We start from the raw sequence: 22,743 nt of genomic DNA, 5'->3' as shown, positions 1-22,743 counted from the left end.
GATGTGCATTGGTCGGACGATGGAGCATCTCTGCCGAGATCGACAATTGTCCACTCAGCGCTTTGGAACTCGGCCACATGTGTCGAGCTCGGGCCATAGTCTGTTCCTGACCTGCACTTTTGATACTCGAACCGCATGGGGAGAGTGGCAAGCAGTGAGTGGATTCGGTATTGTGATACCACCTGTGAATCAGATCACTCGAGGGCGAGTTCTCACATCCGAGGGCCTGCCCGACGGACACGGTCCACCACTGGTCACCTCCGGTGAAGATGGACCTCGAACAAAGGAGAACTGAAATGACCTCCAACATTTCAGTGGGAACCGGTGCTGCCCACAGTCAGTCCTCGGAGCCCAGAATGATCCAGATGCTCACCGAAGACGGAAATCGCGTCGAGTCCGGTGAGTACGACGCCTTCGCCGCAGAACTCACCGATGAGGATCTGCGCGGCTTCTACCGGGATATGGTCCTGGTTCGCCGCATCGATGCCGAAGGAGCTGCCCTGCAGCGTCAGGGACAGTTGGGCCTGTGGGCACCTCTGTTCGGGCAGGAAGCGGCCCAGATCGGCATGGGACGAGCCGCTCGCCCCCAAGACTTCGTCTTCCCCACCTACCGCGAACACGGCCTCGCCTACACCCGCGGCGTCGAACCCGAAACCCTGCTGTCGATCTTCCGCGGTCAGAACCACGGCGGCTGGGATCCGCAGGAGCACCGGTTCCACACCTACACCATCGTCATCGGCTCGCAGGCCCTGCACGCCACCGGCTACGCCATGGGCATCTCCATGGACGGTGACGTCGGCACCGGCGACATCGAACGCGACACTGTCTCCATCGCCTGCTTCGGCGACGGTGCAACCTCGCAGGGCGATGTCTCCGAGGCGCTGACCTTCGCCGGAGCCTTCCACGCCCCGGTCCTGTTCTTCTGCCAGAACAACCAGTGGGCCATCTCCGAACCGACTCACGTCCAGTCCGCAGCCCCGCTGTCGACCCGCGGCGAAGGATTCGGAGTCCCAGGCATCCGCGTCGACGGCAACGACATCATCGCGATGTACTCCGTCGCCCGCGCCAGCCTCGATTCCGTGCGCGCAGGCCACGGTCCGATGCTCATCGAAGCCTTCACCTACCGTCGCGGCGCCCACACCACGGCCGATGATCCGACGAAGTACCGGGACAAGGCCGAAGAGGAGATCTGGGAGGACCGCGACCCGATCACCCGCCTCAAGGCGTACCTGGACATGCACACCGAGACCAGCGACGAGTTCTTCGCCGAGGTGGACGCCGAGGCCGACACCCTGGCCGCCCGCATCCGCCACAACTGCATGACCATGGAGAACCCCGACGGCGTCGAGATGTTCGCGCACGTCACCGCGGAACCCCACTCCCTCGTCGACGAGGAACGTGCCGAATTCCTGGCATACCAGGCCTCGTTCGCCGATGCGGGTGAGGCCTGATGGAGAAACTTCCCCTCTCGAAGGCGATCACCGCCGGAATGCGCAAGGCCATGGAGGACGACCCGAAGGTAGTCCTCATCGGTGAGGACATCGGCAAGCTCGGCGGCGTCTTCCGCGTCACCGAAGGTCTGCAGAAGGACTTCGGCCCGCAGCGCGTCATCGATGCCCCGCTGGCCGAGTCCGGCATCGTCGGCACCTCGATCGGCATGGCCATCCGCGGCTACCGTCCCGTCATCGAGATCCAGTTCGACGCGTTCATCTTCCCGGCATACGACCAGATCGTCACTCAGGTGGCGAAGCTGTACAACCGCACCCTGGGCAAAGAGAGCATCCCGCTGGTCATCCGCGTGCCCTACGGCGGCGGCATCGGTTCACCCGAGCACCACTCGGAGAGCCCCGAGACCGTGTTCGCCCACCACGCGGGACTGCGGCTCGTCTCCCCGTCGAACGCTCATGACGCGTACTGGATGATCCAGGACGCCATCAAGAGCGAAGATCCGGTGATGTTCTTCGAACCCAAGCGTCGCTACTGGATGCGCGGAGACGTCGACACTACCGCTCGCGGCGAGCTGGGCATGCACGACGCCCGCGTCGTGTCCGAAGGCACCGATGTCACCCTCGTCGCCTACGGGCCGCTGGTCCCGACGGCGCAGGACGTGGTCACCGCGGCCGCCGAGGAGGGCAAGAGCGTCGAACTCATCGACCTGCGCAGCCTCAACCCGATCGACTTCACCACGATCGAGAAGTCCGTGACGAAGACCGGCCGATTGGTCGTCGCCCACGAGGCACCGACCTTCTTGGGACTGGGTTCGGAGATCGCCGCGCGCATCACCGAACGCTGCTTCTTCAACCTCGAAGCCCCGGTCATCCGGGTCGGCGGCTACCACACCCCGTACCCCGGTTCGCGGATGGAAGAGCACTACCTGCCCGACCTCGATCGCATCTTCGATGGTGTCGATCGGGCCCTGTCCTACTGATTTCGAGGAGAGTCAAGAATGTCATTCGAATTTCCTCTTCCCGACGTCGGTGAGGGCCTGACCGAGGCCGACATCGTCGCGTGGAAGGTCGCCCCCGGCGACACCGTCACCGTCAACCAGATCCTCGTCGAGATCGAGACCGCGAAGTCGCTCGTCGAGCTGCCCAGCCCGCAGGCCGGCACCGTCGGTGCCCTCCTGGTCGAGGAGGGCCAGACCATCGAGGTCGGCACCCCGATCATCCGCTTCGGCGGAGATGATTCCGGCGCCGAGGCGGCCCCCGCCTCCGCTGGAGCGCCGACTTCCGGTTCGGCCGAGGAATCGGCCGATGCCTCCGGTGATGCCGACGGCGGAGCAACTCTCGTCGGCTACGGGGCGAAGGAGACGTCGTCGAAGCGTCGTCCGCGCAAGGGCGCTCCCGTCCCAGCCCCTGCCGCAGGCGCTGCTCCCGCAGCGTCGGCTGCGCAGGCTCCGGTCGCGGACGCACCGGCACCAGCGGCTTCGGCACCTGCACCGGCCGCGGCTCCTGCACCTGCTGCGCCGCCTGCACCGGCAGCGGCTCCTGCTGCGGCTTCGGCGGCTCAAGCACAGCCCGCATCGGCTCCTGCTTCACCGGGCAAGCCGCTGGCGAAGCCGCCCGTGCGGAAGCTTGCGAAGGATCTCGGTGTCGACCTGTCCCAGGTGACCCCGACCGGTCCCCGCGGAGACGTCACGCGCGACGATGTGCACGCCGCCGCCAACCGGACGGCCGCGCCGACCACGGGTGCCACGGCACCGGCGGCCGCCTCGGCGAGTGATCAGGCAGCGCTCGAAGAGCGGATCCCGTTCAAGGGCGTGACGAAGATGATGGCCAAGGCCATGGTCGATTCGGCATTCACCATGCCGCACGTCACCGAGTTCCTCGACGTCGACGTCACCGAGACGATGGCGATGGTCCGCCGGCTGAAGTCGACGAAGTTCCTCGGCGAGGATGTGAAGGTCTCGCCGCTGCTCATCGTCGCCAAGGCCGTGGCGTGGGCCGTGGGACGCAATCCGCGGATCAACTCGTGCCTCGAAGGCGACGAGATCGTCGTGAAGAAGTACGTCAATCTCGGCATCGCGGCCGCCACCCCGCGCGGACTCATCGTGCCGAACATCAAGAACGCGCAGGCTATGGGTCTGAGCGAACTGGCACAGGGCATTCAGGATCTCACCGCTCTGGCGCGGTCGGGCAAGACACCGCCGGCTGATCAGGCCGGGGGCACGATCACGATCACGAACGTCGGCGTCTTCGGAGTCGATGCGGGTACGCCGATCATCAATCCGGGTGAGGCCGCGATCCTCGCGTTCGGGCAGGTGCGGAAGAAGCCGTGGGTGGTGGGCGACGAGATCGTTCCGCGTGAGATCACCACGCTGTCGGTCAGCGCCGATCACCGGGTCGTCGATGGCGAGATCATCTCGAAGTTCCTCGCCGACGTCGGACGGGGTCTGGAGGACCCGACCCTGATGTTGGCCTGAGGTTACACCCTGGTGTCGGCTGTCCGTCGGCGCTGCTGGCCCGAGCGTCCCGGTCTCGCATGGTGCGGGGCCGGGGCGTTCTTTCTGTCCCTAGTTCTGGCCGCAGCCCAGTCTGAGTCAGACAGCCCAACTTCAAATCTGGGCTATCTGCCTCAGACTGGGCCGTGAGCGAATGGCAGGACGGTGAGGATCTCCATGCGCATTGGCGGAGCCGATCTGCATGCGCGGGGCCAACCCGACTGGCGGGTCTATCCGTCGAGGTAGGCGCTGTTGTCCTTGGGGCTGCCGTCCTTGACGAGACGCTTGGCGATGCAGTGGTTGCGGTCAAGACCCCACGAACGGCACTGGTCGAGCGCCTGTTCCGGGTCGCTGTAGCCGGTGTCGACGACCGTGACCCAGTAGCTGCCGTCCTTGTACGAGGCCCAATCGCCGCTGTGGATGAGGATCGCGCCCGGATATTTGATCTTATTGGCTTCGTACTCGTTGAGGATGTCCTGCGCCGACCATGTCTTGCCGTCGGCCTTGAGGCCGACGTTCTTCGCACTCACCTGGGTCACCCACTGACCTTCGAGGTCAGCGGCCTTCTTCGTGCCTTGCTCCGTATAGGCGTCGAGCTGCTGTTCGGGGCTCTTCGTCGGTTGGACCAGATCGCCGGACGGGCTGGGTGACGGGCTCTCCGGCTCACTTGATCCGACATCGACGGGGACGGTTCCCGACGAGGGAGCGAGCCACCGGATGCCGAAGAATCCCACCAGAGCCAGAATCATGAGGATGGCGATGATGACGACGGTGATCTTCAGCCCATTGCCCGACGACGATTCGCTGTGGGCGGTGGGCGGAAACTGCGGTGGAGGAGGAGTCTGCGGTCCGTTCTGTGCCGAGCCGCCGACGTCGTCGCGGGCGCCGCTGCCGCCACTGCCGACAGACCACTGAGCCTGCCGAGAATTTCCATACTGATGTGGGCCGGCAGGGTGAGAATCATCGAATGGTGAGTGTCCGGCAGGCGCGAAGACATTGCCGCTGCGGGCTTTCGAGATCGACTGTTCCCCCGTGTGCCGTTCGAGGTACTCGTAGTAGGTCGAGTTGTCGAAATCGGCAGACGATCGGTCCGCTCCATTCCCGTACGTCGGGTTCTGACCAGCGGATTCACCAGAATCCTTGTGCCAGTCGTCGCTCGTCGCCGGACGAATGCGCGGCCTCTGTGGAACGTCGCTCATCAGTCCTCCCGAATGCCAGATGTGGTGGCAATCATCTACTAACCTTGGCACGAGTCGAGCAGGCGTTCAACAGGATCGCCGACAGGACGCGTTGCCGACGAAAGCCTACTGCGGAAATCACCGAGTTGGCTTGACCTCAGCTGTGAAAGTCCCTCCCGGCGTCGGTGGAGGCCGCAGAAACCACCTCGGAGCGGCTGAAGTCCGTGATGAAAGCCCCGCTGCAGGAGCCGAGATGAATTTGCCCTCCGGCCCGCTGTCTCAGTAAGATTGATTTCTGTTGTGTCGTAGCAGGCAGGTCACCGATCGATCTGTTAGGACACGCATGGTGCTCACCCACCGCTGCACTCCAGCTTCGGCCATCTCTCACAGGCTACGGCTTCAGCGCTGGTGAGACATCTCGCCCGAACGGGCAGACCTGTTTCGGCGTACACAATTTTCACGGTGACAGTCGAGAAAATTTGTTGATGTCTTCCGACATCGGCGCAAGCGAGCGGGGAGAACACTCACGTGTGATTCCGCAGGAGCTTGTTTCGAGAGTCGGTAACTTGTGAACTGGAGGAGAGACATGGCAGCAACCTGCCAGGTAACCGGGGCCGTCCCCGGTTTCGGACACAACGTGTCCCACTCGAAGCGCCGCACGAAGCGCCGCTTCAACCCGAACATTCAGAAAAAGCGCTACTACGTTCCGTCGCTGCGCCGCAACGTCACGCTGACCTTGTCCGCTAAGGGCATCAAGGTCATCGACGCTCGCGGAATCGACGCTGTGGTCAACGAACTCATCGCCAAGGGAGTGAAGCTCTGATGGCTAAGGCACAGGATGTTCGTCCCATCATCAAGCTCAAGTCGACGGCCGGCACCGGGTACACCTACGTGACCCGCAAGAACCGCCGCAACACTCCGGACCGCATCGTGCTCAAGAAGTACGATCCCGTAGTCCGCAAGCACGTCGATTTCCGAGAGGAGCGCTGAGCGCACATGGCTAAGAAGTCAAAGATCGCAAAAGACAAGCAGCGTCGCGTCATCGTTGAACGCTATGCAGAGCGCCGCGCGACTCTCAAGCGTCAGCTGACCCACCCCGATTCCACCGACGAGCAGCGCGAAGAGGCACGCCTCGCCCTGCAGAAGCTTCCCCGCGATGCTTCGCCGGTTCGCCTTCGCAACCGTGACCAGGTCGACGGTCGTCCGCGTGGCTACCTCCGGAAGTTCGGACTCTCCCGAGTTCGTTTCCGCGAAATGGCTCACAACGGCGAGTTGCCCGGCGTTACTAAGTCAAGCTGGTAATCTCGAGGAAGTTCGTCATCGGAAAAACGGACCGGTGACCTACCGACTTGTCCTAAGGAGGACACTTTTATGGCTAAGAACCGCAGTGAGCTCGTTGCAGAAGTTGCCGAGAAGTCCGGCCTGACCCAGAAGCAGGTCTCGGACGTGCTCGATGGTGTCTTCGATGTCTTCTCCGACGTCGTGGCCAAGGGCGAAAAGCTCACCATCCCCGGCTGGCTCTCCGTTGAGCGCACCGAGCGTGCCGCTCGCAAGGGTCGCAACCCGCAGACCGGTGAAGAGATCCAGATCAAGGCCGGCTACTCCGTGAAGCTGTCCGCTGGTTCGAAGCTGAAGGGCGCCGCAGGCAGCCCGAACTGATCGACGCAGCAGCATCAAATGGCCCGGATCGTCTGATCCGGGCCATTTGCTGTCTCAGAACGCCGGCGAACTGGAGGAATCGTCGTCCCCGACGTCGGAATCCACCCTCGCCGAGGCGGCTCCCCGAGATCTCGACCACGAAGGGATCTCCCGGTTGGCAGTGCGGCGACGCCGAACGATATCCTGGGGGCATGTCAGAAGGGGCGGTCCGCGCGCAGTGAGTTCTTCAGTTTTCGAGCCGATCACACGGTTCGTGCAACGTGCCGCGGTCCCCATCGTCGTCTTCCTGGGACTCATCGCCGGTCTGGCCGCACTCTTCTTCACCGGAGCAGCCAATCCCACTCTGCTCAATGACCCTGGCTCCGTCGTCCGCTTCGGTCTTCCCGCAGCCAAGTTCGTCTTCAACACTGCGATGTCGCTGACCATCGGTGCCCTCATGTTCGCCGTCCTCATCCTCCCGCGCACAGCCGGCGGTCGCAGTCCCCGACACAAGGGCCCGGTGGCCGACCTGCCTCTCGACCCGCTGTGGACGAGGGCGGTTCGGATCGCCGAATACTCGTCGGTCGTGTGGACGCTGTCCGCGGTCGCCGTGCTCGTCTTCTCGTTCGTCGACACCGTCGGTGCCCAGGCCTACCTCGATTTCTCGAATCAGCTCGGCGTCTTCGTCACTCAGATCGCCTACGGGCAGCTGTGGGTGCTCATCGTCGTCCTCATCGCCGTCGCCTCGACCCTGTGCTTCGGCACTCGCTCCCACGTCGGCATCGCCGCCGCCGGAGTGCTCAGCGTCGCCGTGATCCTGCCCTTGGCCCTGATGGGCCACTCCTCAGAGGCCTCCGGGCACACTCAGGCCGTCAACAGCCTCGGCCTGCACATCCTCGGCGCGGTCCTCTGGCTCGGCGGGCTCTTCGTCATTGCGCTGCTGGGAACACGCCTGGCCGCCTCGAAGAACCTCAAGCCGATCATCGAACGGTATTCGACGATCGCACTCATCTCCTTCGGTCTCATCGTCTTCTCCGGAGTCGTCAATTCGCTCCTGCGCGTGAAAGGCTTCGACGACCTGATGACCCCCTACGGGCAGGTCATCCTCGCGAAGGCGTTCGCGACCGTACTGCTCGGTCTGATCGGATTCTGGCACCGTCAGTTCGTCATCTCGCGTTTGGGCTCTGCCGCCTCGGCGACGGTGGAATTCTGGCGCCTCATCACCGTCGAATTCATCCTGTTCGGAATCACGATGGGCATGGCCGTAGCTTTGGCCCGGTCGCAGCCGCCGGTGCCGCAGGAACCGGTGGGCGACCCCACCCCGGCCGAGATCCTCACCGGTGATCCGCTGCCGCCGAAGCCCGACCTGTCCCGCTATTTCAGCGAATGGTCGATGGATCCGCTGTGGATCGCGGTCGCTGTGGGCTTCTCGATCGCCTACGTCGTGGCGTTCATCAACCTTCGCCGCCGCGGCGACAGGTGGCCGGTGCTGCGCCTCGTCAGCTGGCTGGTGGGCATGGTCTTCCTCGTCTACGTCACCTCGGGCGGACCCCGCGTCTACGGTGAGGTGCAGTTCTCCGCGCACATGATCGAGCACATGCTTCTGGTCATGGTCGTACCCCTGCCGCTCGTGCTCGGCGCGCCGATCACCATGCTCATGCGCGGGACGAAGGCGCGCACGGACGGGTCCGTCGGCCTGCGCGAATGGGTGCTCTGGCTCGTCCACACCCCGTATCTGCGCTTCTTCGCCCACCCGATCGTGGCGAGCGTGAACTTCGCGGGTTCGCTGATCGTCTTCTACTACTCGGGAATCATGTACTACGCGCTCGATACGCATCTCGGGCACGAGCTGATGATCGCGCACTTCCTCGGCGCCGGGTACCTGTTCGCCCAGGCCCTCATCGGCATCGACCCTGGCGTCAAGCGCCCCGTCTTCCCGATGCGGCTCGTGATGCTGCTGGTGACGATGGCCTTCCACGCCTTCTTCGGCATCTCGATCATGAGCTCGAACGTGCTGATCGCCGGAGACTGGTTCGGCAACGTCGGCGCAGGTTGGGGCTATACGGCGATCGATGACCAGCAGCTCGGCGGTTCCATCGCGTGGGGCATCGGCGAGTTCCCGACCCTGTTCATCGCGATCATGGTCTGCGTCCAGTGGGCGAAGTCCTCGGACCGGGAAGCCAAGCGCATCGACCGCAGCGAAGATCGCACCGACGACGCCGAACTGCGTGCCTACAATGCGATGCTCGCCTCGATGGCCGAGCGAGACGCAAAGGCGCCTCCGCGCCGGCGGTGAGTTCGGGGCCTCTCTGGTTGGTCGGTGCGGGGGCACGGTGCGGTAGGGGCCGCCACGGTGCGGGGACCACGGCCCTGCGGGGCCGCCTCGGTGCGGGGACTCGTCGCGGGTGTGAGGCGGCTTGTCACGCAGAGCCGATCGTGCCGCAATGGGCCTTGCGGTCGGACCGCAGCAGCATCTGCCGGCTGCACATCAGTTGCACATCCGCTGTGCACGAATATGCACCGGAAATTCTCGGATTATGGCCAGGTCGTGACCAAAAACTCTGTAACGTGGCGCACACTGATCCTTGGATGAGAAATATCCAAGCGCCCGAAACACTGGGCTGAAGCAGGGGGGGGGCGCCGGCCGCGCCGATGCGGTCTGAGTGCCCCGAGCTGTCAGCCGATCGGCGCCAGAGCAAGTCGATTCGCGCATTCAACGGTGACGCGGATTGTGGAAACGAAGGAGTCCCATGAGTTCTCAGAACAATGCTGAGAGGAAGTCGATTCGCGCCCAGCTGCGCAAGGTCGTCGCTGCCTCGATGGCCGGAACGGTCGTCGAATGGTACGAGTTCTTCCTCTACGGTTCGGCCGCCACACTGGTGTTCAACCACATCCTGTTCCCGCCGTCCGACAATCCGCTGACTCCGATCCTGGCCGGCTTCGCCACCTATGCGGTCGGCTTCATCGCTCGTCCCATCGGCGGCATCGTCTTCGGTCACTTCGGCGACAAATACGGACGCAAGAAGCTGCTGCAGCTGTCGATCGTCCTCGTCGGTGTGGCCACCTTCCTCATGGGCTGCCTGCCGACCTTCGACCAGATCGGCTATCTCGCCCCGATCCTGCTCGTGCTGCTGCGCGTGGTCCAAGGCTTCGCCGTCGGAGGCGAATGGGGTGGCGCGGTCCTTCTCGTGGCCGAGCACGCTCCGAACAAGGAACGCGGCTTCTGGGCGTCATTCCCGCAGTCCGGCGTTCCCTTGGGCAACCTGCTCGCCACCGGTGTTCTGTTCGTCCTCACCGCAACGCTGACCGAAGAGCACTTCCTGTCGTGGGGTTGGCGTGTATCGTTCTGGCTCTCGGCCGTCATCGTTCTCATCGGCTACTACATCCGCACCCGCGTCTCCGATGCGCCGATCTTCGACGAGGTTCAGGCCGAGGAGATCGAGGAAGGCGTCGACTACGGCGTCAAGGCCGTGTTCAAGCGCTACCCGCGTGAGGTCTTCGCCGCAATGGGCCTGCGTTTCGTCGAGAACATCCACTACTACCTCGTGGTGACCTTCTCGATCACCTACCTCGCCACGCAGGTGAAGATCGAAGCGGCCGAGATCCTCGGGCTCCTGCTCGGAGCTCACGCGATCCACGCAGTCCTCGTCCCGCTCGTCGGCGCCGCCACCGACCGGATCGGACGCAAGATGCCCTACGCCTTGGGCATCATCCTGACAGCGACGTGGGGCTTCTTCGCCTTCCCGATGTATGACACCGGCAACGCCGTCATGATCTTCCTCGCCCTCCTCATCGGCCTGGTCTTCCATGCGCTGATGTATGCGGGTCAGCCGGCGATCATGTCCGAGATGTTCCCGACTCGCATGCGCAACTCGGGGGTCTCGACCGGCTACCAGGTGACAGCCATCGTGGCGGGATCCTTTGCGCCGATCATCGCCACTGCGCTCCTCGACGCCTTCGGATCCTCGATTCCGATCGCGCTCTACCTGCTGGCCGCTGCGATCATCTCGTTCATCGCTCTGATGTTCACCCGCGAGACCAAGGGCATCGACCTGCGCTCGCTCGACCATGCAGACAAGGTGCGACGCGGAGTCGCCACTGCCATCTGAAGTCAGTCGCTCAATGTCTGACGGGGCGGTGTCGGTGAAGACCGGCACCGCCTCTTCGCCTGCCGCGCGGCGCACCTCGATGAATCTTCACCCTCCGCACGGTGGAAGATGGACACGGACCACAGACCCGAACCACGAAAGGGACATCTCATGGGAGACCTCACCAGCAAACGCGCACTCGTCACCGGCGGCGCATCCGGTCTCGGCAAGGCGATCGTTCAGTCATTCGCGCAGGCCGGAGCCTCCGTCATCGTCGCCGACGTCGACGCTGACGCGGCACAGGCCGTCGCCGACGACATCGGCGGCGAAGCGTGGGCAGTCAACCTGGCGGACACCTCGGCGCTGGACGGCACCGAGCTCGACGTCGACATCCTCGTCAACAACGCCGGCATCCAACGGATCCACCCGATCACGGAATTCCCGCTCGAGGACTGGCGGCTGATCAACACGCTCATGCTCGAAGCACCGTTCGTGCTCACGAAAGCGGTGCTGCCGAAGATGTGCGAGCGCGGCTGGGGACGCATCATCAACCTCTCGTCCGTCCACGGGCTGCGCGCCTCGGCGAACAAGTCCGCCTACGTCGCGGCCAAACACGGACTGATGGGGCTGACGAAGACGACCGCACTCGAAGCCGGACCGCACGGAGTGACGTGCAATGCGATCAACCCCGGCTATGTGCTCACACCCCTGGTCAAGGGACAGATCACCGACCAGGCGAAGACGCACGGCATCAGCGAGGACGAGGTCCTCGAGCAGGTGTTCCTCGGCCATTCCGCGGTGCCCAAGCTCGCCGAGCCCGAGGATGTCGCGGCCATTGCGCTCTTCCTGGCCGGGGAGCATGCCGCGGTCATCAACGGCAGCGCTCACAGCATTGACGGCGGTTGGGTCGCCGCCTGACTCGCTCGAGCACACCCTCCCCTCCCAGGACTACCCGACGGCGGCCCAGCAACCTCGCGCCAGGTTGCTGGGCCGCCGTCGGGTAGCAATTAGAGGAATTCTAGGACTTTGCGGACTCCGGCGTTGCGCAGGGACTCGTGACGGACCGAGGCCCAATAGGACACTTTCTTGGAGAACAGCTCCGGCAGCACCTGCACGAGGCGCGAATTGCCGTGGGCGAGGAAGTCCGGCAGGATGCCGATCCCGGCCCCGTGCGAGGTCGCGAGCACATGCGCATGCACCGAGGTGGACCGGAAGAAGCCTGCCCCACGGGGAAGGGCATCGGCCGCCTCGTCGAGATCATCGACCCGCAGCGAATTCTCGATGTAGTAGACCATCCGGTGGTCGGCCAGATCATCCAGCGTCTGCGGCATCGGATGCGAGGAGATGTAGTCCTGCGAGGCATAGAGCTGGAGCCGGTAGTCGCGGATGTGCTTGGCAATCGACCGCGGGGCATCGGGACGCCCGACGACGATCTCGATATCGACACCCGACCGGTACTGCCTGGCCCGCTGCGTGGCAGTGATCAGTTCGATCTGCAGTCCCGGATGCTGCGCCTGCAGTGTAGTGAGCGCCGGAACGGCATACTCAAGGGCGAAGGCCTGCGGACAGGCCAGCCGAATCGTCCCGGACAGAGCCGAGTTCGAATGCGCATCGATGCGGCCCAGCGCGGCCTCGATATCCTCGGCGATCGGCAGCAGCTGGCGCCCGGCGGCGCTGAGCTCCCACCCGTCGGGGGAAGCCACGAGCACGCGATCGCCGTACGCTTTCTCGAGCGCGGCGATGCGCCTGGACACGGTCGTGTGGTTGAGGCCGAGGCTGTGCGCGGCGGCCGTGAACTTCCCCAGTCGGGCGACGGCGAGCAGAGTCAGCAGATCCTCGGGAGCGATCTGCAGACCTGAACTGCCAGGTGCATAGGAAGCCATAGTGGCTCCATTCTATCTGCGTCCGCGCACATAACCGGTGCGGAATAGGTGAGGCGGCCCGCCGGGCTTCCGTCCATCGACTGGCGTACTGTGAGAGGGAACACCTAAGAGTTGCTGAACATGATGCGAGGAGGCATATTATGTCGACGATTGGATGGGTTGGCCTGGGGAATATGGGCCGCCCGATGACTGCGAACCTGGTCAGGGCCGGTCACACCGTCAATGGTTTCGATCTCGTCCCCGAAGCCGTGGACGCAGCCGCGAAGAACGGGGTGAACCCCGTGAACTCCATCGCCGAGGCGGTCGCCGGTGCCGATATCGTCTTCACGATGCTGCCCAAAGGTGAGCACGCCCGCACCGCCTACCTCGAGCCCGACGGTGTCCTGGCCAACGCGGACCAGAGGACCCTCCTCGTCGATTCCTCGACGATCGACTTCGATTCGGCTCGTCTCCTCCATGCCGAGGCGAAGAAGGCAGGCTTCCGCCTCATCGACGGACCCGTCTCCGGCGGAGTCACCGGTGCCGAAGCCGGCACCCTGACGTTCATGCTCGGCGGTGCCGACGCCGACATCGAAGAGGCTCGCCCCTTCATCGAGGCGATGGCCGGCAACATCTTCCACGCCGGTGGTGACGCCGCAGGTCAGGCCGCGAAGATCGTGAACAACATGATGCTGTCGATCAGCCTCCAGGGTGTCGTCGAAGGCGCCGTGCTCGCCGATCGCTTCGGCCTCGACCCGAAGGTCTTCCACGATATTGCGACGGTGTCCTCCGGTGACTCCTGGCCGCTGCGTACGTGGTACCCGGTGCCGGGCGTGACGACGACGGCCGCAGCGAACAACGAGTTCCAGCCCGGCTTCGCCACCGCACTCATGCACAAGGACGTCGGCCTGGCCCTCGCCGGTGCTGAGACCCAGGGTGTCGAGCTCCCGGCCGCCGCCCTCGTCCACGCGCAGCTGCAGAAGCTCATCGACGAAGACCTCGGCGGACTCGATACGTCCGCCCTGATCAAGAACATCGACCCGAACGCCGAGGGTCTGCCGAAATAGGCACTGTAACGGGGCCGAGGCGGCACCGAGTTGCGGACGATCCGTGTCGAAGAACCACAATGATTTCGACACGGATCGTCCGCAACTCGTTTCCCGGCCCGGTGGACCGGCTAGGTGGACCGGCCCGGATGCGGGCCCGTTCCCGTCGCGACACCTGGTGCGGGACTCGGCCGCCGGAGCATCCTCGGCGTCCTGAAACTTCGTGCGGCTCATGTAAGACTGGAGTCATGAGTACGTCTGATTCCGCCTCCCCGCTCTCCGCCGACGACATCGCCGCCATCACCGGCAACCTCGACGAGGTGGCTGATCGGGCCCGGGCCGCCGCCGAGGCGAGCGGTCGCAGCGGGGACGATGTGCGAGTGCTGCTGGCGACGAAGACGCAGCCGGCGGAGAAGATCCGCGTCGCCCTCGAACACGGGTTCACGCTCATCGGCGAGAACAAGGTGCAGGAGATCACCGGCAAGGCCGAGGCGCTCGCCGACCTCGATCCCGAGACCCACCTCATCGGACCGCTGCAGCGCAACAAGGTCAATCACACCCTGCGGCATGCTCAGTGCATCCAGTCCGTCGACAACCTCCCGCTGGCCGAGAAGATCAACAACCGCCTCGACGTCCTCGACGAGACCGTCGACTACTTCATCCAGGTCAACACCTCCCGCGAGGACTCGAAGTTCGGTGTCGCACCCGAAGACGCCGAGGAGCTCATCACCGCGACCCGGGCACTCGGCCGGATGCGGCTGCGCGGACTCATGACGATCGGACTGCCCGGCAGCAGCCCCGAAGAGATCCGCCCCAGCTACTCCGACCTGCGCGAGCTCAGCGAGACGCTGCGCGGATCAGGGGTCATGCTCGCCGAGGCGGCCGAGCTGTCGATGGGCATGAGCGGCGACTTCGAACTCGCCATCGCCGAAGGAGCGACGATCGTCCGCGTCGGATCGAGCATCTTCGGCGCCCGCGACTACTCCTGACCGCTCGTCCGCGCCCGCGACTACTCCTGACCGGTCCTCCACACCCGCACGGGCCGACTCGGCATCCGCCGCATTCCCGGGCGGGGGAGAGAACCGTCACTTGATGACGTTGGGAAGGCCGCCTCGGTGGAGGATCTGCGATCATAGAACCATGAACAGCAGTCCAGATATCTCCGCGTCAGCCACCTCCTCGGCACGGGACGTCAAGGTCCGTGCGCCCGAACTCGTCGGTCGTCGGTGGATGAACTCCGGCGGCAAGGATCTGACCCTGGCCGATCTGCGCGGAAAGGTCGTCCTCCTCGACTTCTGGACGTTCTGCTGCATCAACTGCCTCCACGTCCTCGACGAACTGCGCCCGTTGGAGGAGAAGTACGCCAAGGAGCTCGTCATCATCGGCGTGCACTCGCCGAAGTTCGAGTTCGAACGCACCGTCGAAGCCGTCGACCAGGCCGTGGAGCGCTACCAGGTCGAACACCTCGTCCTCGACGATCCCGACCTCGTCACCTGGCAGGCGTACACCGCTCGCGCCTGGCCGACCTTGGCCGTCATCGATCCCGAGGGCTACCTCGTGGCGACCATGTCCGGTGAGGGCCATGCGGCCGGTCTCACCGAGATCATCGAGGGCCTCATCGAGGAGCACTCGGCCAAGGGCACCCTCCATTCGGGTGACGGCCCCTACGTTCCGCCGCCGGCTCCGGAGACGGATCTGTTCTACCCGGGCAAGGCCACTCGCCTCCCCTCGGGCCACCTCCTCGTCGCTGATTCCGGACACCACAGCCTCGTCGAATACGACGACGATGCGGCCACGATCATCCGCCGCATCGGCACCGGTGAACGCGGCGGCGTCGACGGCGACTTCGCCTCGGCGAGCTTCAGCGAACCCGGCGGCATCACCGTGCTGCCTGCCGACCTGGCGGCCGAAGTCGGCTACGAGCTCGTCGTCGCCGACACCGTCAACCACACTCTGCGCGGAATCGACCTGACGAACGAGACGGTCACGACGATCGCCGGTACCGGCGAGCAGCACATGGTCGGCGCCATCGACAATGTCCGCGGCAAGCCCGGTGAGCTGGGACGATACGACGGGCCCGCCCTTGATGTGAAGCTGTCATCGCCGTGGGATGTCCTCTTCGTCCCCTCCACCGCCGAGGTGGTCGTGGCGATGGCAGGCAATCACACCCTCTGGTCTTTCGACCCGAAGGCCGGCACGATCCGCATCCTCTCGGGAACGATGAACGAAGGTCTGGTCGACGGCGATGGGGAGTCTGCGTGGTTCGCCCAGTCCTCCGGTCTCGACCTCGGGCCCGAGGGCGAGGTGTTCGTCGCCGACTCCGAGACCTCGGCGATCCGCCGCCTCGACCCGGCAACCGGTGAGGTGTCCTCGCTGGTGGGCGTCGGTCTCTTCGACTTCGGCTTCCGTGACGGGCCGGCCGCCGAGGCGCGCCTGCAGCACCCGCTGGGCGTGCGCAGTCTTCCCGACGGGTCGGTCGCGATCGCCGACACCTACAACGGTGCGATCCGCCGCTTCGACCCGAAGACCGAGGAAGTCACGACTCTGGCGCGCGGACTGCGCGAACCCTCGGACATCGTCCTCATCGACAATGCGGGCACCCCCGACGACGCCGAACTCATCGTCGTCGAATCCGCGGCGCATGCGCTCACTCGGGTGAAGCTGCCCAAGGACGCTCAGAAGGTCGACGAGGGCGCGCTGACGACGAAGCGCCCGTCGACCGAGATCGCCTCCGGTCCGGTGTCGCTGACCGTGAGCTTCACGGTCCCGGCCGGTCAGAAGCTCGATGACCGCTGGGGCGACCCCACGTTCCTGCAGGTGTCTGCGACGCCGCCGGAACTCATCGTCTCCGGAGCCGGCGGAGCCGAAGGGCTCAGCCGCGATATCGTCATCGATCCCGAGTTCGCCGAGGGAGTGCTGCATGTGACTGCGCGGGCCGCCGCCTGCGATGGCGAGCCCGGGGGAGAGATCCCGCTGCACGCGGCCTGCCACCTCTACCAGCAGGACTGGGGAATCCCCGTCGAGCTCGCGGACTCGGCGCCGAACGAACTCACCCTCGACCTCCGGGGCGCCTGAGCGCTCGGCCACCGGAGCGAGGGCCGCTGTCGATCAGGCGATGGAGACATCGCCGAGGCGGCGCGGCTCGAAGCTCACCTGTGAGGACTTGACGACCACTGAGCCGCCCAGGACGAAGGAGAGCTTCTCGTCGAAGTCGTGTTCGGCAGCGGTGACGATGTCCCGGTAACGTCCCTTCACCCTCACCTCGACCGTCGAGGGGGTGAGTTCGAGATCATTGCCGGACGAGGTCAGTCCGATCTGCGGACTGCGCTCGAGCGACCACGAGACATCACCGATGATCTCGTTGTCCGTGTCGTAGCCGAAGACGCAGCCGGACGGCATGAGGGTCGTCGACTTCATGCAGTCCTGCAGATGGTCGGTGACCTGCTCTTCCACGGTCTGCTCGAGCTTGGCCGTCGGCTCTGGCGAGAGCTTCACGGTGTGGGAGTCGCCGGGGGCGGTCACCTCGGCGCGTTGGGATCTGGACTTCAGATACGTCGCATCGAATCCGACGAGGTAGCTCGCCGGGAACAGCACCGGCACACTTCCCGTGCTGACTCCGTAGCCGTTGACCGTCGCCGTCGACGATCCGGAGACGTCCAGGGTCAGCGTCGGCCATTCATTCTGTTCGATGGCCCATCGGTTGAAGAGTCCCGCGCTGGAAGGCAGGCGGACCATATCGAGATCGACGGTCTGCTCCTGCGAGGAGAGGTTGAAGCTGAGGCGGACCTTCGCATGGTCGCCGTCGACGGAGACGGTCTCGGCTTCGGGGTCGCGCGGCAGATCGGGAGCCGCTGAGAGGACGTCGTCGCTGAGCGCCAGGGTCGACGACGGGGTCGGCGTGGACAGGTATGAGAAGGCACTCTGCGCATTACCGTGTTCGATCGCCGAGATGTAGGCCTCGGCAGATCGGGCGGGCGTGTAGACGGTGAGGTTGAGGAGGGGGACCGCTGCGACCGTGAGGACGATGACCGTCAGCGCTGAGATCAGAAGTCTGCGCGACGTTCGCATGGCGCTCCTGATTCGGTTGGGGACTGAAGGGGGACTGGGCAGTTCTCAGTCTATCTTCCGCCCGTCACTCAACCGGGTAGGCGTGCAGGGCGGAGGTGTCGACCTCGACGAAGACATGCGTGCCGACCTTGACGTTGGTGCGCAGCTCGGTGATCGTCGTGCCGAGTCCCGGATGCAGGACCCCGAATCCGATGGCCGGCGTCTGGGTTCTCGGCACGCCCGCGAGGTCGGCCAGGTCGACGTCGAGGGCGAGGCCCATCTCCGTGTCGACCGGTGAGAGCTTCGCCTGCAGGCAGGAACCGCGATCACGGAGTCCGGTGACGATGCCTTCGAACACCGTCGCCGAGGTGAACGCCGGGTCTTGTTCGTCCAGTGACAGGAGGGCGGCGCGCCACCCAAGAGTCACGAACACCTTCCCGTCGAGTTCGGTGCGGGCGCGCACGGCCGAATGGCCGATGGACAGCCAACCCTTCCGGGCCAGCCCGGAATAGACGTTGACCCCGCTGAGCTCGGCCGGCAGCGAACCGCGCGGTTCGGTGACGATCTGCTCCAGGGAACCGAGCGCGACGAGCTGGTCCTTTTCGATGTTCGCCACCCCCGCCTCGGCGATGGTGTGGTCGGTCAGCGAATTCGAGCTGAACACGACTCCGCGGCCCTCCCCGGCGACGAGTTCGGCGAAGCGACTCCGCAGCCCGGTGCGCAGATGGCCCGGGACCGTGCCGAAAGGGTCGATGAGGGTCAGCCACTGTGCGCCGCTCGCCCAGGCCGCAGCCAGGGCGAGGCGGGCACGATCGGTCGGATCAAGATCGTCGAGGCGACGGCGCAGAACATCGGGTCGCAGCCCGAATGCTGTCAGCGCAGCTGATGGATCCGCTGCCGATGCCGCCTCCCCAGATCCGGCATCGGCTTCGCGAAGATAGCTCTTCATCCAGTTGCGCACACGCAAGCGACCCGACCGGCGTCCGGTCGGGAAGCGTGGTGGTGGTGCGACGTGGGGCAGGGCCGCCGCGGACAGCACCACAGAGGTGGTGCTGACCGGGCTGCCCATCAGTCCGAGCATTGTCCCTGCTCGCAGACGTCCGAGGTCGATCTCGCGTCCGTCGAGCTGCAGCCCCGCGAGGGACAATTCATCGTTCAATGCGGTTTAGAACTCCGCGGGATCGTCGGAGGCGTTCATCCGCCGACGGGTGATGATGACGGCTGCTGCACCGACGGCGAGGAGACCGACACCGAGTGCCAGTCCGGTCATCTCGGCACCGGTCCGAGGCAGGTCGCTGCCCGAATCGTTCGAGCCGCTGCCGTTGCCGTTTCCGCCTTCGTCGACGGCGGTGCCGTTGGTGAGCACGGTGAAGCTTCCGCCCTGGGGCTCATCGAAGCTCTCGGCCTGGGCTCGCACGTTGTAGGTGCCGAGCACGGCCTTGACCTTGGCCTGGACGCCGAAGGTGACCTTGCCTTCGGAATCGGCTTCCTTGGTCATCGTGTAGCGGTCGACCTTGCCCTGGGCATGCTCGACCGTGATCGAGACCTTCTCGCCGGGCTGAGCCCCGCTGACGCCGATCTTGATGCCGTCGTTCAGGAAGTCCTCGGAGCTGACCTCGGTCGGGTTGATGAACATGGACGCCTGCGCGGCTGCGGCAGGCTTCTTGTCCTCGGTGCCGGGGCTGGCCGGACCGGTGGACTCGGGAGCCTCGTCCTCGGCGTCCTTGGCGTCATCAGATGCATCCGCGTCGGCGTCCTTGGCGTCATCGGCCTTATCGGCTTCCGAATCCTTGGCGTCGTCCGATCCCTCTGAGTCTTCGTCTCCAGTCGGGGCCTCGGCCGGTCCTGGCTGCACTCCGTCGGCCGCAGCCTCCTCCGAGCCATCGTCGGCGGCCGAAGCCTCTTCCGAGCCTTCGTCGGCCTTGTCCGTCTCCGATGGTGTCGGCTTCGGCGCCTTGGTCGTCGGCTCCTCGGTCTCAGACGGGCTCGGCTTGGGCGCCTCGGTGGTGGGCTCCTCGGTCTTGGTCTCCGTCGGTTCCGGGGCCTTTGTGGTGGGGTCCTCGGTCTTCGTCTCCGAAGGCGTGGGCGCCTCGGTCGTCGGTGCTTTGGTCGTCGGCTCCTCGGTCTTCGTCTCCGAAGGTTCCGGGGTCTCCGTTTCGCTGGGAGTCTTGATCGGACCGGTGGCCGACTCGCACTTGTCGTCGTCGCCTGTGCCCGGTTCGTCGACCTCGGAGGCCTTGGAGACGACCTCGAAGGTCACCTTCGAGGACTTCTTCTCGGACTTGAGATCGGTGAGGTAGAGGGAGTATTCGCCGGCAGGAACCTTGGCACCATCGGTGACGGTGAAGAAGTAGGTGCCGGACACCTTGCCCTTCTCATCGACCGTGAGCTTTTTGTCCGGAGAGTATTCGGTGCCATCGGTGCCGATGACGGTCACCGTGGCCTTCTGGTCCGGGCTGAATCCGGTGCCGGAGAAGCCGATTCCCTTTTTGTCGTCAGCGATGTCGGCGCGGGTCACCTGCGCCTGCGCAAGGGTCGCCTGCGGGTCCGACTCGTCGGGAACCGAGGAATCCGATTCGGAGCTGCTCGATGACTGCTGATCACCCTGGGCGCACAGCGGTTGCTGAGGGACCGAAGCGGTGGACTCTGTCGCTGCGAACGCCGGGGCGCCAGCAAGACCTGTCAATGCAACGGCTACTGCGGGGGCAAGCACAAGACGCGAGGTCTTCACAGTAATGCCTTTCGATTGTTGTCTACCCACGAAAGACGATGGACTCCCGGCATTCCTTGGCTTAAGAAGGGGAAGGCACCATCGTGCGCGGGTCCGTACAGCTCATTACCCTAAAGCATTCATCCGCCGCTATGGGGAGACACACTGGTAAAAATCAGGAGAATTCCCGCAAATCGTTATCAGTTTGTGACATAGTTTCGGCGTGTCGGTCGGAATCTTCCGTGGAGCCGGTGTGCCTGGATCATGCGTTCGCGAGCGTGCGAAGCCCGGAACGACTACCATCTGAAACGTGACTCTGCTTTCAGACCGCGACATCCGCGCCGAGCTCGACTCCGGCCGCATCGCCCTCGACCCCTACGACCCGTCGCTGATCCAGCCGGCCAGCGTCGACGTGTGTCTCGACCGCTACTTCCGGCTCTTCGACAACCACAAGTACGCGGTCATCGATCCGAGCCTCGAGCAGCCCGAACTCACCCGCTTCGTCGAGGCCGCTCCGGGGGAGCCTTTCGTCCTCCACCCGGGCGAATTCGTCCTCGCCTCCACCCATGAGCTCGTGACTCTGCCCGTCGACGTCGCCGCTCGGCTCGAAGGCAAGTCCTCGCTCGGACGTCTGGGTCTGCTGACCCATTCGACGGCCGGATTCATCGACCCCGGCTTCAGCGGCCACGTCACGCTGGAGCTGTCGAACGTCGCGACCCTGCCGATCACCCTGTGGCCGGGAATGAAGATCGGCCAGCTCTGCTTCTTCCGACTCAGCTCGGCGGCGGAGAATCCCTACGGTTCCCAGGCCACAGGCAACCGCTATCAGGGCCAGCGCGGCCCGACCGCCTCCCGTTCGCATCTCAACTTCTACCGGAGGGACATGTGATCACCCGCCGCGAACTGCGGCTGCAGCGCGAAGCCGCTGAACGCGCCGCCCGGGAACGGGCCGACGCCGCGCGCTACCAGAATCCTGACCCTCAGGCTTCGGGCGTCCCGGCGACGGACGCCCAGGCTTCGGGCGTCCCGAGTGCAACCGGAGATCCGGCCGGCCCCGCGGCCCCGGCCGCCCTTGCCCCCGAGGTCCTTGCCCCCGAGTCCCCTGCCTCCGAGCCCCCTGCCTCCGAGCCCCCTGCCTCCGAGCCCCGGGGGCCCGAAGATCAGGCCGCGAGCCGGCGACGGAGCGGAATGCCGTCGACGGGGCGGCCCGGCTACGGCAGTGACACGTCCGCACCCGAGGACACGGCCACCTCGGCGGATCTGCGGGGTTTCCACCTCATCCTCCTCGATGACGCGGTCGAGGTCTCCGACGTCCTCGCGCTCATCCACAACAAGCTGCCCGACCTTCGCCCGGTGCTCGACGAGCACGGGCAGATGCGACTGAGCCGGCACTCCCGGCTGAGCTCGGGGGTCGCCCTCGATCCCTCCGATGCCGCCGCGCTCGAGGTCCCCGACTGGGCTCAGCACGCCATCGTCATCGACTGCCCCCGGGACCGGCAGCCGACCCCGCCGCCGGACTGGTTCGCGGACGCCGACGGACTCCACGAGGCCTTTCCCGCTGGGATGCCGGACCGGGAGGAGGAGCGGATGCTCAGCCTCATGCTCGCCGTCGCCTCCCGCCTCCACACGGGCGTGCGCCTGGCCGACGAGCCCGGACTGCCGACGCGGGTGATCATCCCCGATCCCGAGGCGAAGATCGACCTCTACATCTACTCCTCGTACTGGATGGAACCGCCCGTCGTCCTCGACTTCGTGCGCCGCCATGCCCCACAGGCCTTCCAGCAGGCCCTGCCCACCCCCGACGAGGATGTGCTGGCCCAAGCGAGCATCGACGATCCGCTCTTCGACCCGTCCGCCCCGGTCATCCTCGACGGCTATGCCCTGCTCGTCCCGCTCGGCGAGATCGACGAATCCGCCGGCAGCCTCGAGATCCGGGTGATGGAGGCCGAGTGGGTTCCGCCGATCATCGCCGCCCACACCGACGCCCCGCAGATCGAATACCACGTGCACTGGATGGACACCGAGTCAAAGCGCTATCAGCCGAACCAGGGGCGCCGATTCCGGCGGATGCGGAGCCGGGTTGCTGAGCTCACCGACGCGATCGGGGCCGAGCTGCTCGTCGGCTCGGCAGGCATCGGACTCGACGAGAACGGCTTCCTCGTGACCAGCCGACAACTGCGTACATGATCGGTGCCATGCCGGGGCAGGACCGGTCTCAGCTCACACTCTGCAAT

The 22,743-nt window shown here is 65.3% G+C and carries 20 protein-coding genes; 15 read left to right on the top strand and 5 right to left on the bottom strand.

Annotated elements, in window-relative coordinates:
- Positions 1-296 precede the first annotated feature (296 nt).
- Genes pdhA through QYM46_RS17975 form a run of 3 tightly spaced genes read left to right on the top strand, consistent with a single transcriptional unit; the run spans position 297 to position 3,922 of the window.
- Positions 297-1,451 carry a pyruvate dehydrogenase (acetyl-transferring) E1 component subunit alpha gene (gene pdhA / locus QYM46_RS17985; protein ID WP_432790062.1) on the top strand — a complete coding sequence of 385 codons (1,155 nt, stop codon included), beginning with the start codon at positions 297-299 and terminating at the stop codon, positions 1,449-1,451.
- Positions 1,451-2,428 (top strand): alpha-ketoacid dehydrogenase subunit beta, encoded by a 978-nt coding sequence (locus tag QYM46_RS17980; RefSeq protein WP_432790061.1) that lies wholly within the window; start codon positions 1,451-1,453, stop codon positions 2,426-2,428. The genes pdhA and QYM46_RS17980 overlap by 1 nt, the downstream gene beginning before the upstream one ends.
- An 18-nt stretch (positions 2,429-2,446) precedes the next feature.
- Positions 2,447-3,922 (top strand): dihydrolipoamide acetyltransferase family protein, encoded by a 1,476-nt coding sequence (locus QYM46_RS17975; protein WP_432790060.1) that lies wholly within the window; start codon positions 2,447-2,449, stop codon positions 3,920-3,922.
- Positions 3,923-4,170: 248 nt separating this feature from the next.
- Here the strand turns inward: QYM46_RS17975 and QYM46_RS17970 are convergent, their stop codons facing one another.
- Positions 4,171-5,139 carry a protein kinase gene (locus QYM46_RS17970; protein ID WP_432790059.1) on the bottom strand — a complete coding sequence of 323 codons (969 nt, stop codon included), beginning with the start codon at positions 5,137-5,139 and terminating at the stop codon, positions 4,171-4,173.
- 565 nt (positions 5,140-5,704) lie between these two features.
- Between QYM46_RS17970 and rpmB the strand changes: the two genes are divergently transcribed.
- The 7 genes from rpmB to QYM46_RS17935 all read left to right on the top strand — a co-directional run bounded on the left by rpmB (position 5,705) and on the right by QYM46_RS17935 (position 11,762).
- Positions 5,705-5,941 carry a 50S ribosomal protein L28 gene (gene rpmB, locus QYM46_RS17965; protein WP_025779147.1) on the top strand — a complete coding sequence of 79 codons (237 nt, stop codon included), beginning with the start codon at positions 5,705-5,707 and terminating at the stop codon, positions 5,939-5,941.
- Entirely contained in the window at positions 5,941-6,108 is a 168-nt protein-coding gene (gene rpmG / locus QYM46_RS17960; RefSeq protein WP_092010042.1) for a 50S ribosomal protein L33, read from the top strand. Before rpmB ends, rpmG begins: the two co-directional genes overlap by 1 nt.
- A 6-nt stretch (positions 6,109-6,114) precedes the next feature.
- Positions 6,115-6,420: a 30S ribosomal protein S14 gene (rpsN, locus tag QYM46_RS17955; RefSeq protein WP_169253553.1), complete on the top strand. Its 306-nt coding sequence runs from the start codon at positions 6,115-6,117 to the stop codon at positions 6,418-6,420.
- 69 nt (positions 6,421-6,489) lie between these two features.
- Positions 6,490-6,777 (top strand): HU family DNA-binding protein, encoded by a 288-nt coding sequence (locus tag QYM46_RS17950; protein ID WP_025779153.1) that lies wholly within the window; start codon positions 6,490-6,492, stop codon positions 6,775-6,777.
- 217 nt (positions 6,778-6,994) lie between these two features.
- The gene (locus QYM46_RS17945; RefSeq protein WP_432790058.1) at positions 6,995-9,052 is read left to right on the top strand and encodes a cytochrome c oxidase assembly protein; all 2,058 of its coding nucleotides are present in this window, start codon (positions 6,995-6,997) and stop codon (positions 9,050-9,052) included.
- Between the two features lie 454 nt (positions 9,053-9,506).
- Positions 9,507-10,865, top strand: coding sequence for an MFS transporter (locus tag QYM46_RS17940; protein WP_432790057.1), 1,359 nt, complete (start codon positions 9,507-9,509; stop codon positions 10,863-10,865).
- Between the two features lie 150 nt (positions 10,866-11,015).
- Complete coding sequence (locus QYM46_RS17935) at positions 11,016-11,762, top strand: 3-hydroxybutyrate dehydrogenase (protein WP_432790056.1); 747 nt, start codon at positions 11,016-11,018, stop codon at positions 11,760-11,762.
- 89 nt (positions 11,763-11,851) lie between these two features.
- Here QYM46_RS17935 and QYM46_RS17930 read toward each other — a convergent pair whose 3' ends face one another.
- Positions 11,852-12,727 carry a LysR family transcriptional regulator gene (locus QYM46_RS17930; protein WP_432790055.1) on the bottom strand — a complete coding sequence of 292 codons (876 nt, stop codon included), beginning with the start codon at positions 12,725-12,727 and terminating at the stop codon, positions 11,852-11,854.
- 140 nt (positions 12,728-12,867) lie between these two features.
- On the opposite strand from QYM46_RS17930, the gene mmsB reads away from it, so the two are divergent.
- From mmsB to QYM46_RS17915, 3 genes are all read left to right on the top strand, one after another.
- Complete coding sequence (gene mmsB, locus QYM46_RS17925; protein WP_432790054.1) at positions 12,868-13,773, top strand: 3-hydroxyisobutyrate dehydrogenase; 906 nt, start codon at positions 12,868-12,870, stop codon at positions 13,771-13,773.
- Positions 13,774-14,000: 227 nt separating this feature from the next.
- The gene (locus tag QYM46_RS17920) at positions 14,001-14,741 is read left to right on the top strand and encodes a YggS family pyridoxal phosphate-dependent enzyme (RefSeq protein WP_432790053.1); all 741 of its coding nucleotides are present in this window, start codon (positions 14,001-14,003) and stop codon (positions 14,739-14,741) included.
- 151 nt (positions 14,742-14,892) lie between these two features.
- Positions 14,893-16,827: an NHL domain-containing thioredoxin family protein gene (locus QYM46_RS17915; RefSeq protein WP_432790052.1), complete on the top strand. Its 1,935-nt coding sequence runs from the start codon at positions 14,893-14,895 to the stop codon at positions 16,825-16,827.
- A 33-nt stretch (positions 16,828-16,860) separates the two neighbouring features.
- Here the strand turns inward: QYM46_RS17915 and QYM46_RS17910 are convergent, their stop codons facing one another.
- From QYM46_RS17910 to QYM46_RS17900, 3 genes are all read right to left on the bottom strand, one after another.
- Complete coding sequence (locus tag QYM46_RS17910; protein ID WP_169253546.1) at positions 16,861-17,820, bottom strand: hypothetical protein; 960 nt, start codon at positions 17,818-17,820, stop codon at positions 16,861-16,863.
- 64 nt (positions 17,821-17,884) lie between these two features.
- Positions 17,885-18,958, bottom strand: coding sequence for an ABC transporter (locus tag QYM46_RS17905; RefSeq protein ID WP_432790051.1), 1,074 nt, complete (start codon positions 18,956-18,958; stop codon positions 17,885-17,887).
- A gap of 6 nt (positions 18,959-18,964) precedes the next feature.
- Entirely contained in the window at positions 18,965-20,530 is a 1,566-nt protein-coding gene (locus tag QYM46_RS17900) for an LPXTG cell wall anchor domain-containing protein (protein ID WP_432790050.1), read from the bottom strand.
- Positions 20,531-20,819: 289 nt separating this feature from the next.
- Between QYM46_RS17900 and dcd the strand changes: the two genes are divergently transcribed.
- Together dcd and QYM46_RS17890 are read left to right on the top strand one after the other, a co-directional pair.
- Positions 20,820-21,398 carry a dCTP deaminase gene (gene dcd, locus QYM46_RS17895; RefSeq protein WP_139468980.1) on the top strand — a complete coding sequence of 193 codons (579 nt, stop codon included), beginning with the start codon at positions 20,820-20,822 and terminating at the stop codon, positions 21,396-21,398.
- The gene (locus QYM46_RS17890; protein WP_432790049.1) at positions 21,395-22,696 is read left to right on the top strand and encodes a hypothetical protein; all 1,302 of its coding nucleotides are present in this window, start codon (positions 21,395-21,397) and stop codon (positions 22,694-22,696) included. The genes dcd and QYM46_RS17890 overlap by 4 nt, the downstream gene beginning before the upstream one ends.
- Positions 22,697-22,743 lie beyond the last annotated feature (47 nt).

The organism is Brevibacterium sp. K11IcPPYGO002 (genome assembly GCF_050920635.1).
Lineage (GTDB): Bacteria > Actinomycetota > Actinomycetes > Actinomycetales > Brevibacteriaceae > Brevibacterium.
The sequence above is the reverse complement of the archived record's forward strand: the minus strand, read 5'-3'. Positions and strand labels throughout refer to the sequence as shown.

Coding starts and splice junctions, on each gene's coding strand:
- QYM46_RS17950 (WP_025779153.1), top strand. CDS start 6,490: ATGGCTAAGAACCGCAGTGAGCTCGTTGCAGAAGTTGCCGAGAAGTCC.
- rpmB (WP_025779147.1), top strand. CDS start 5,705: ATGGCAGCAACCTGCCAGGTAACCGGGGCCGTCCCCGGTTTCGGACAC.
- QYM46_RS17935 (WP_432790056.1), top strand. CDS start 11,016: ATGGGAGACCTCACCAGCAAACGCGCACTCGTCACCGGCGGCGCATCC.
- QYM46_RS17940 (WP_432790057.1), top strand. CDS start 9,507: ATGAGTTCTCAGAACAATGCTGAGAGGAAGTCGATTCGCGCCCAGCTG.
- QYM46_RS17970 (WP_432790059.1), bottom strand. CDS start 5,139: ATGAGCGACGTTCCACAGAGGCCGCGCATTCGTCCGGCGACGAGCGAC.
- QYM46_RS17915 (WP_432790052.1), top strand. CDS start 14,893: ATGAACAGCAGTCCAGATATCTCCGCGTCAGCCACCTCCTCGGCACGG.
- QYM46_RS17980 (WP_432790061.1), top strand. CDS start 1,451: ATGGAGAAACTTCCCCTCTCGAAGGCGATCACCGCCGGAATGCGCAAG.
- rpmG (WP_092010042.1), top strand. CDS start 5,941: ATGGCTAAGGCACAGGATGTTCGTCCCATCATCAAGCTCAAGTCGACG.
- rpsN (WP_169253553.1), top strand. CDS start 6,115: ATGGCTAAGAAGTCAAAGATCGCAAAAGACAAGCAGCGTCGCGTCATC.
- QYM46_RS17920 (WP_432790053.1), top strand. CDS start 14,001: ATGAGTACGTCTGATTCCGCCTCCCCGCTCTCCGCCGACGACATCGCC.
- QYM46_RS17930 (WP_432790055.1), bottom strand. CDS start 12,727: ATGGCTTCCTATGCACCTGGCAGTTCAGGTCTGCAGATCGCTCCCGAG.
- QYM46_RS17975 (WP_432790060.1), top strand. CDS start 2,447: ATGTCATTCGAATTTCCTCTTCCCGACGTCGGTGAGGGCCTGACCGAG.
- QYM46_RS17910 (WP_169253546.1), bottom strand. CDS start 17,820: ATGCGAACGTCGCGCAGACTTCTGATCTCAGCGCTGACGGTCATCGTC.
- mmsB (WP_432790054.1), top strand. CDS start 12,868: ATGTCGACGATTGGATGGGTTGGCCTGGGGAATATGGGCCGCCCGATG.
- pdhA (WP_432790062.1), top strand. CDS start 297: ATGACCTCCAACATTTCAGTGGGAACCGGTGCTGCCCACAGTCAGTCC.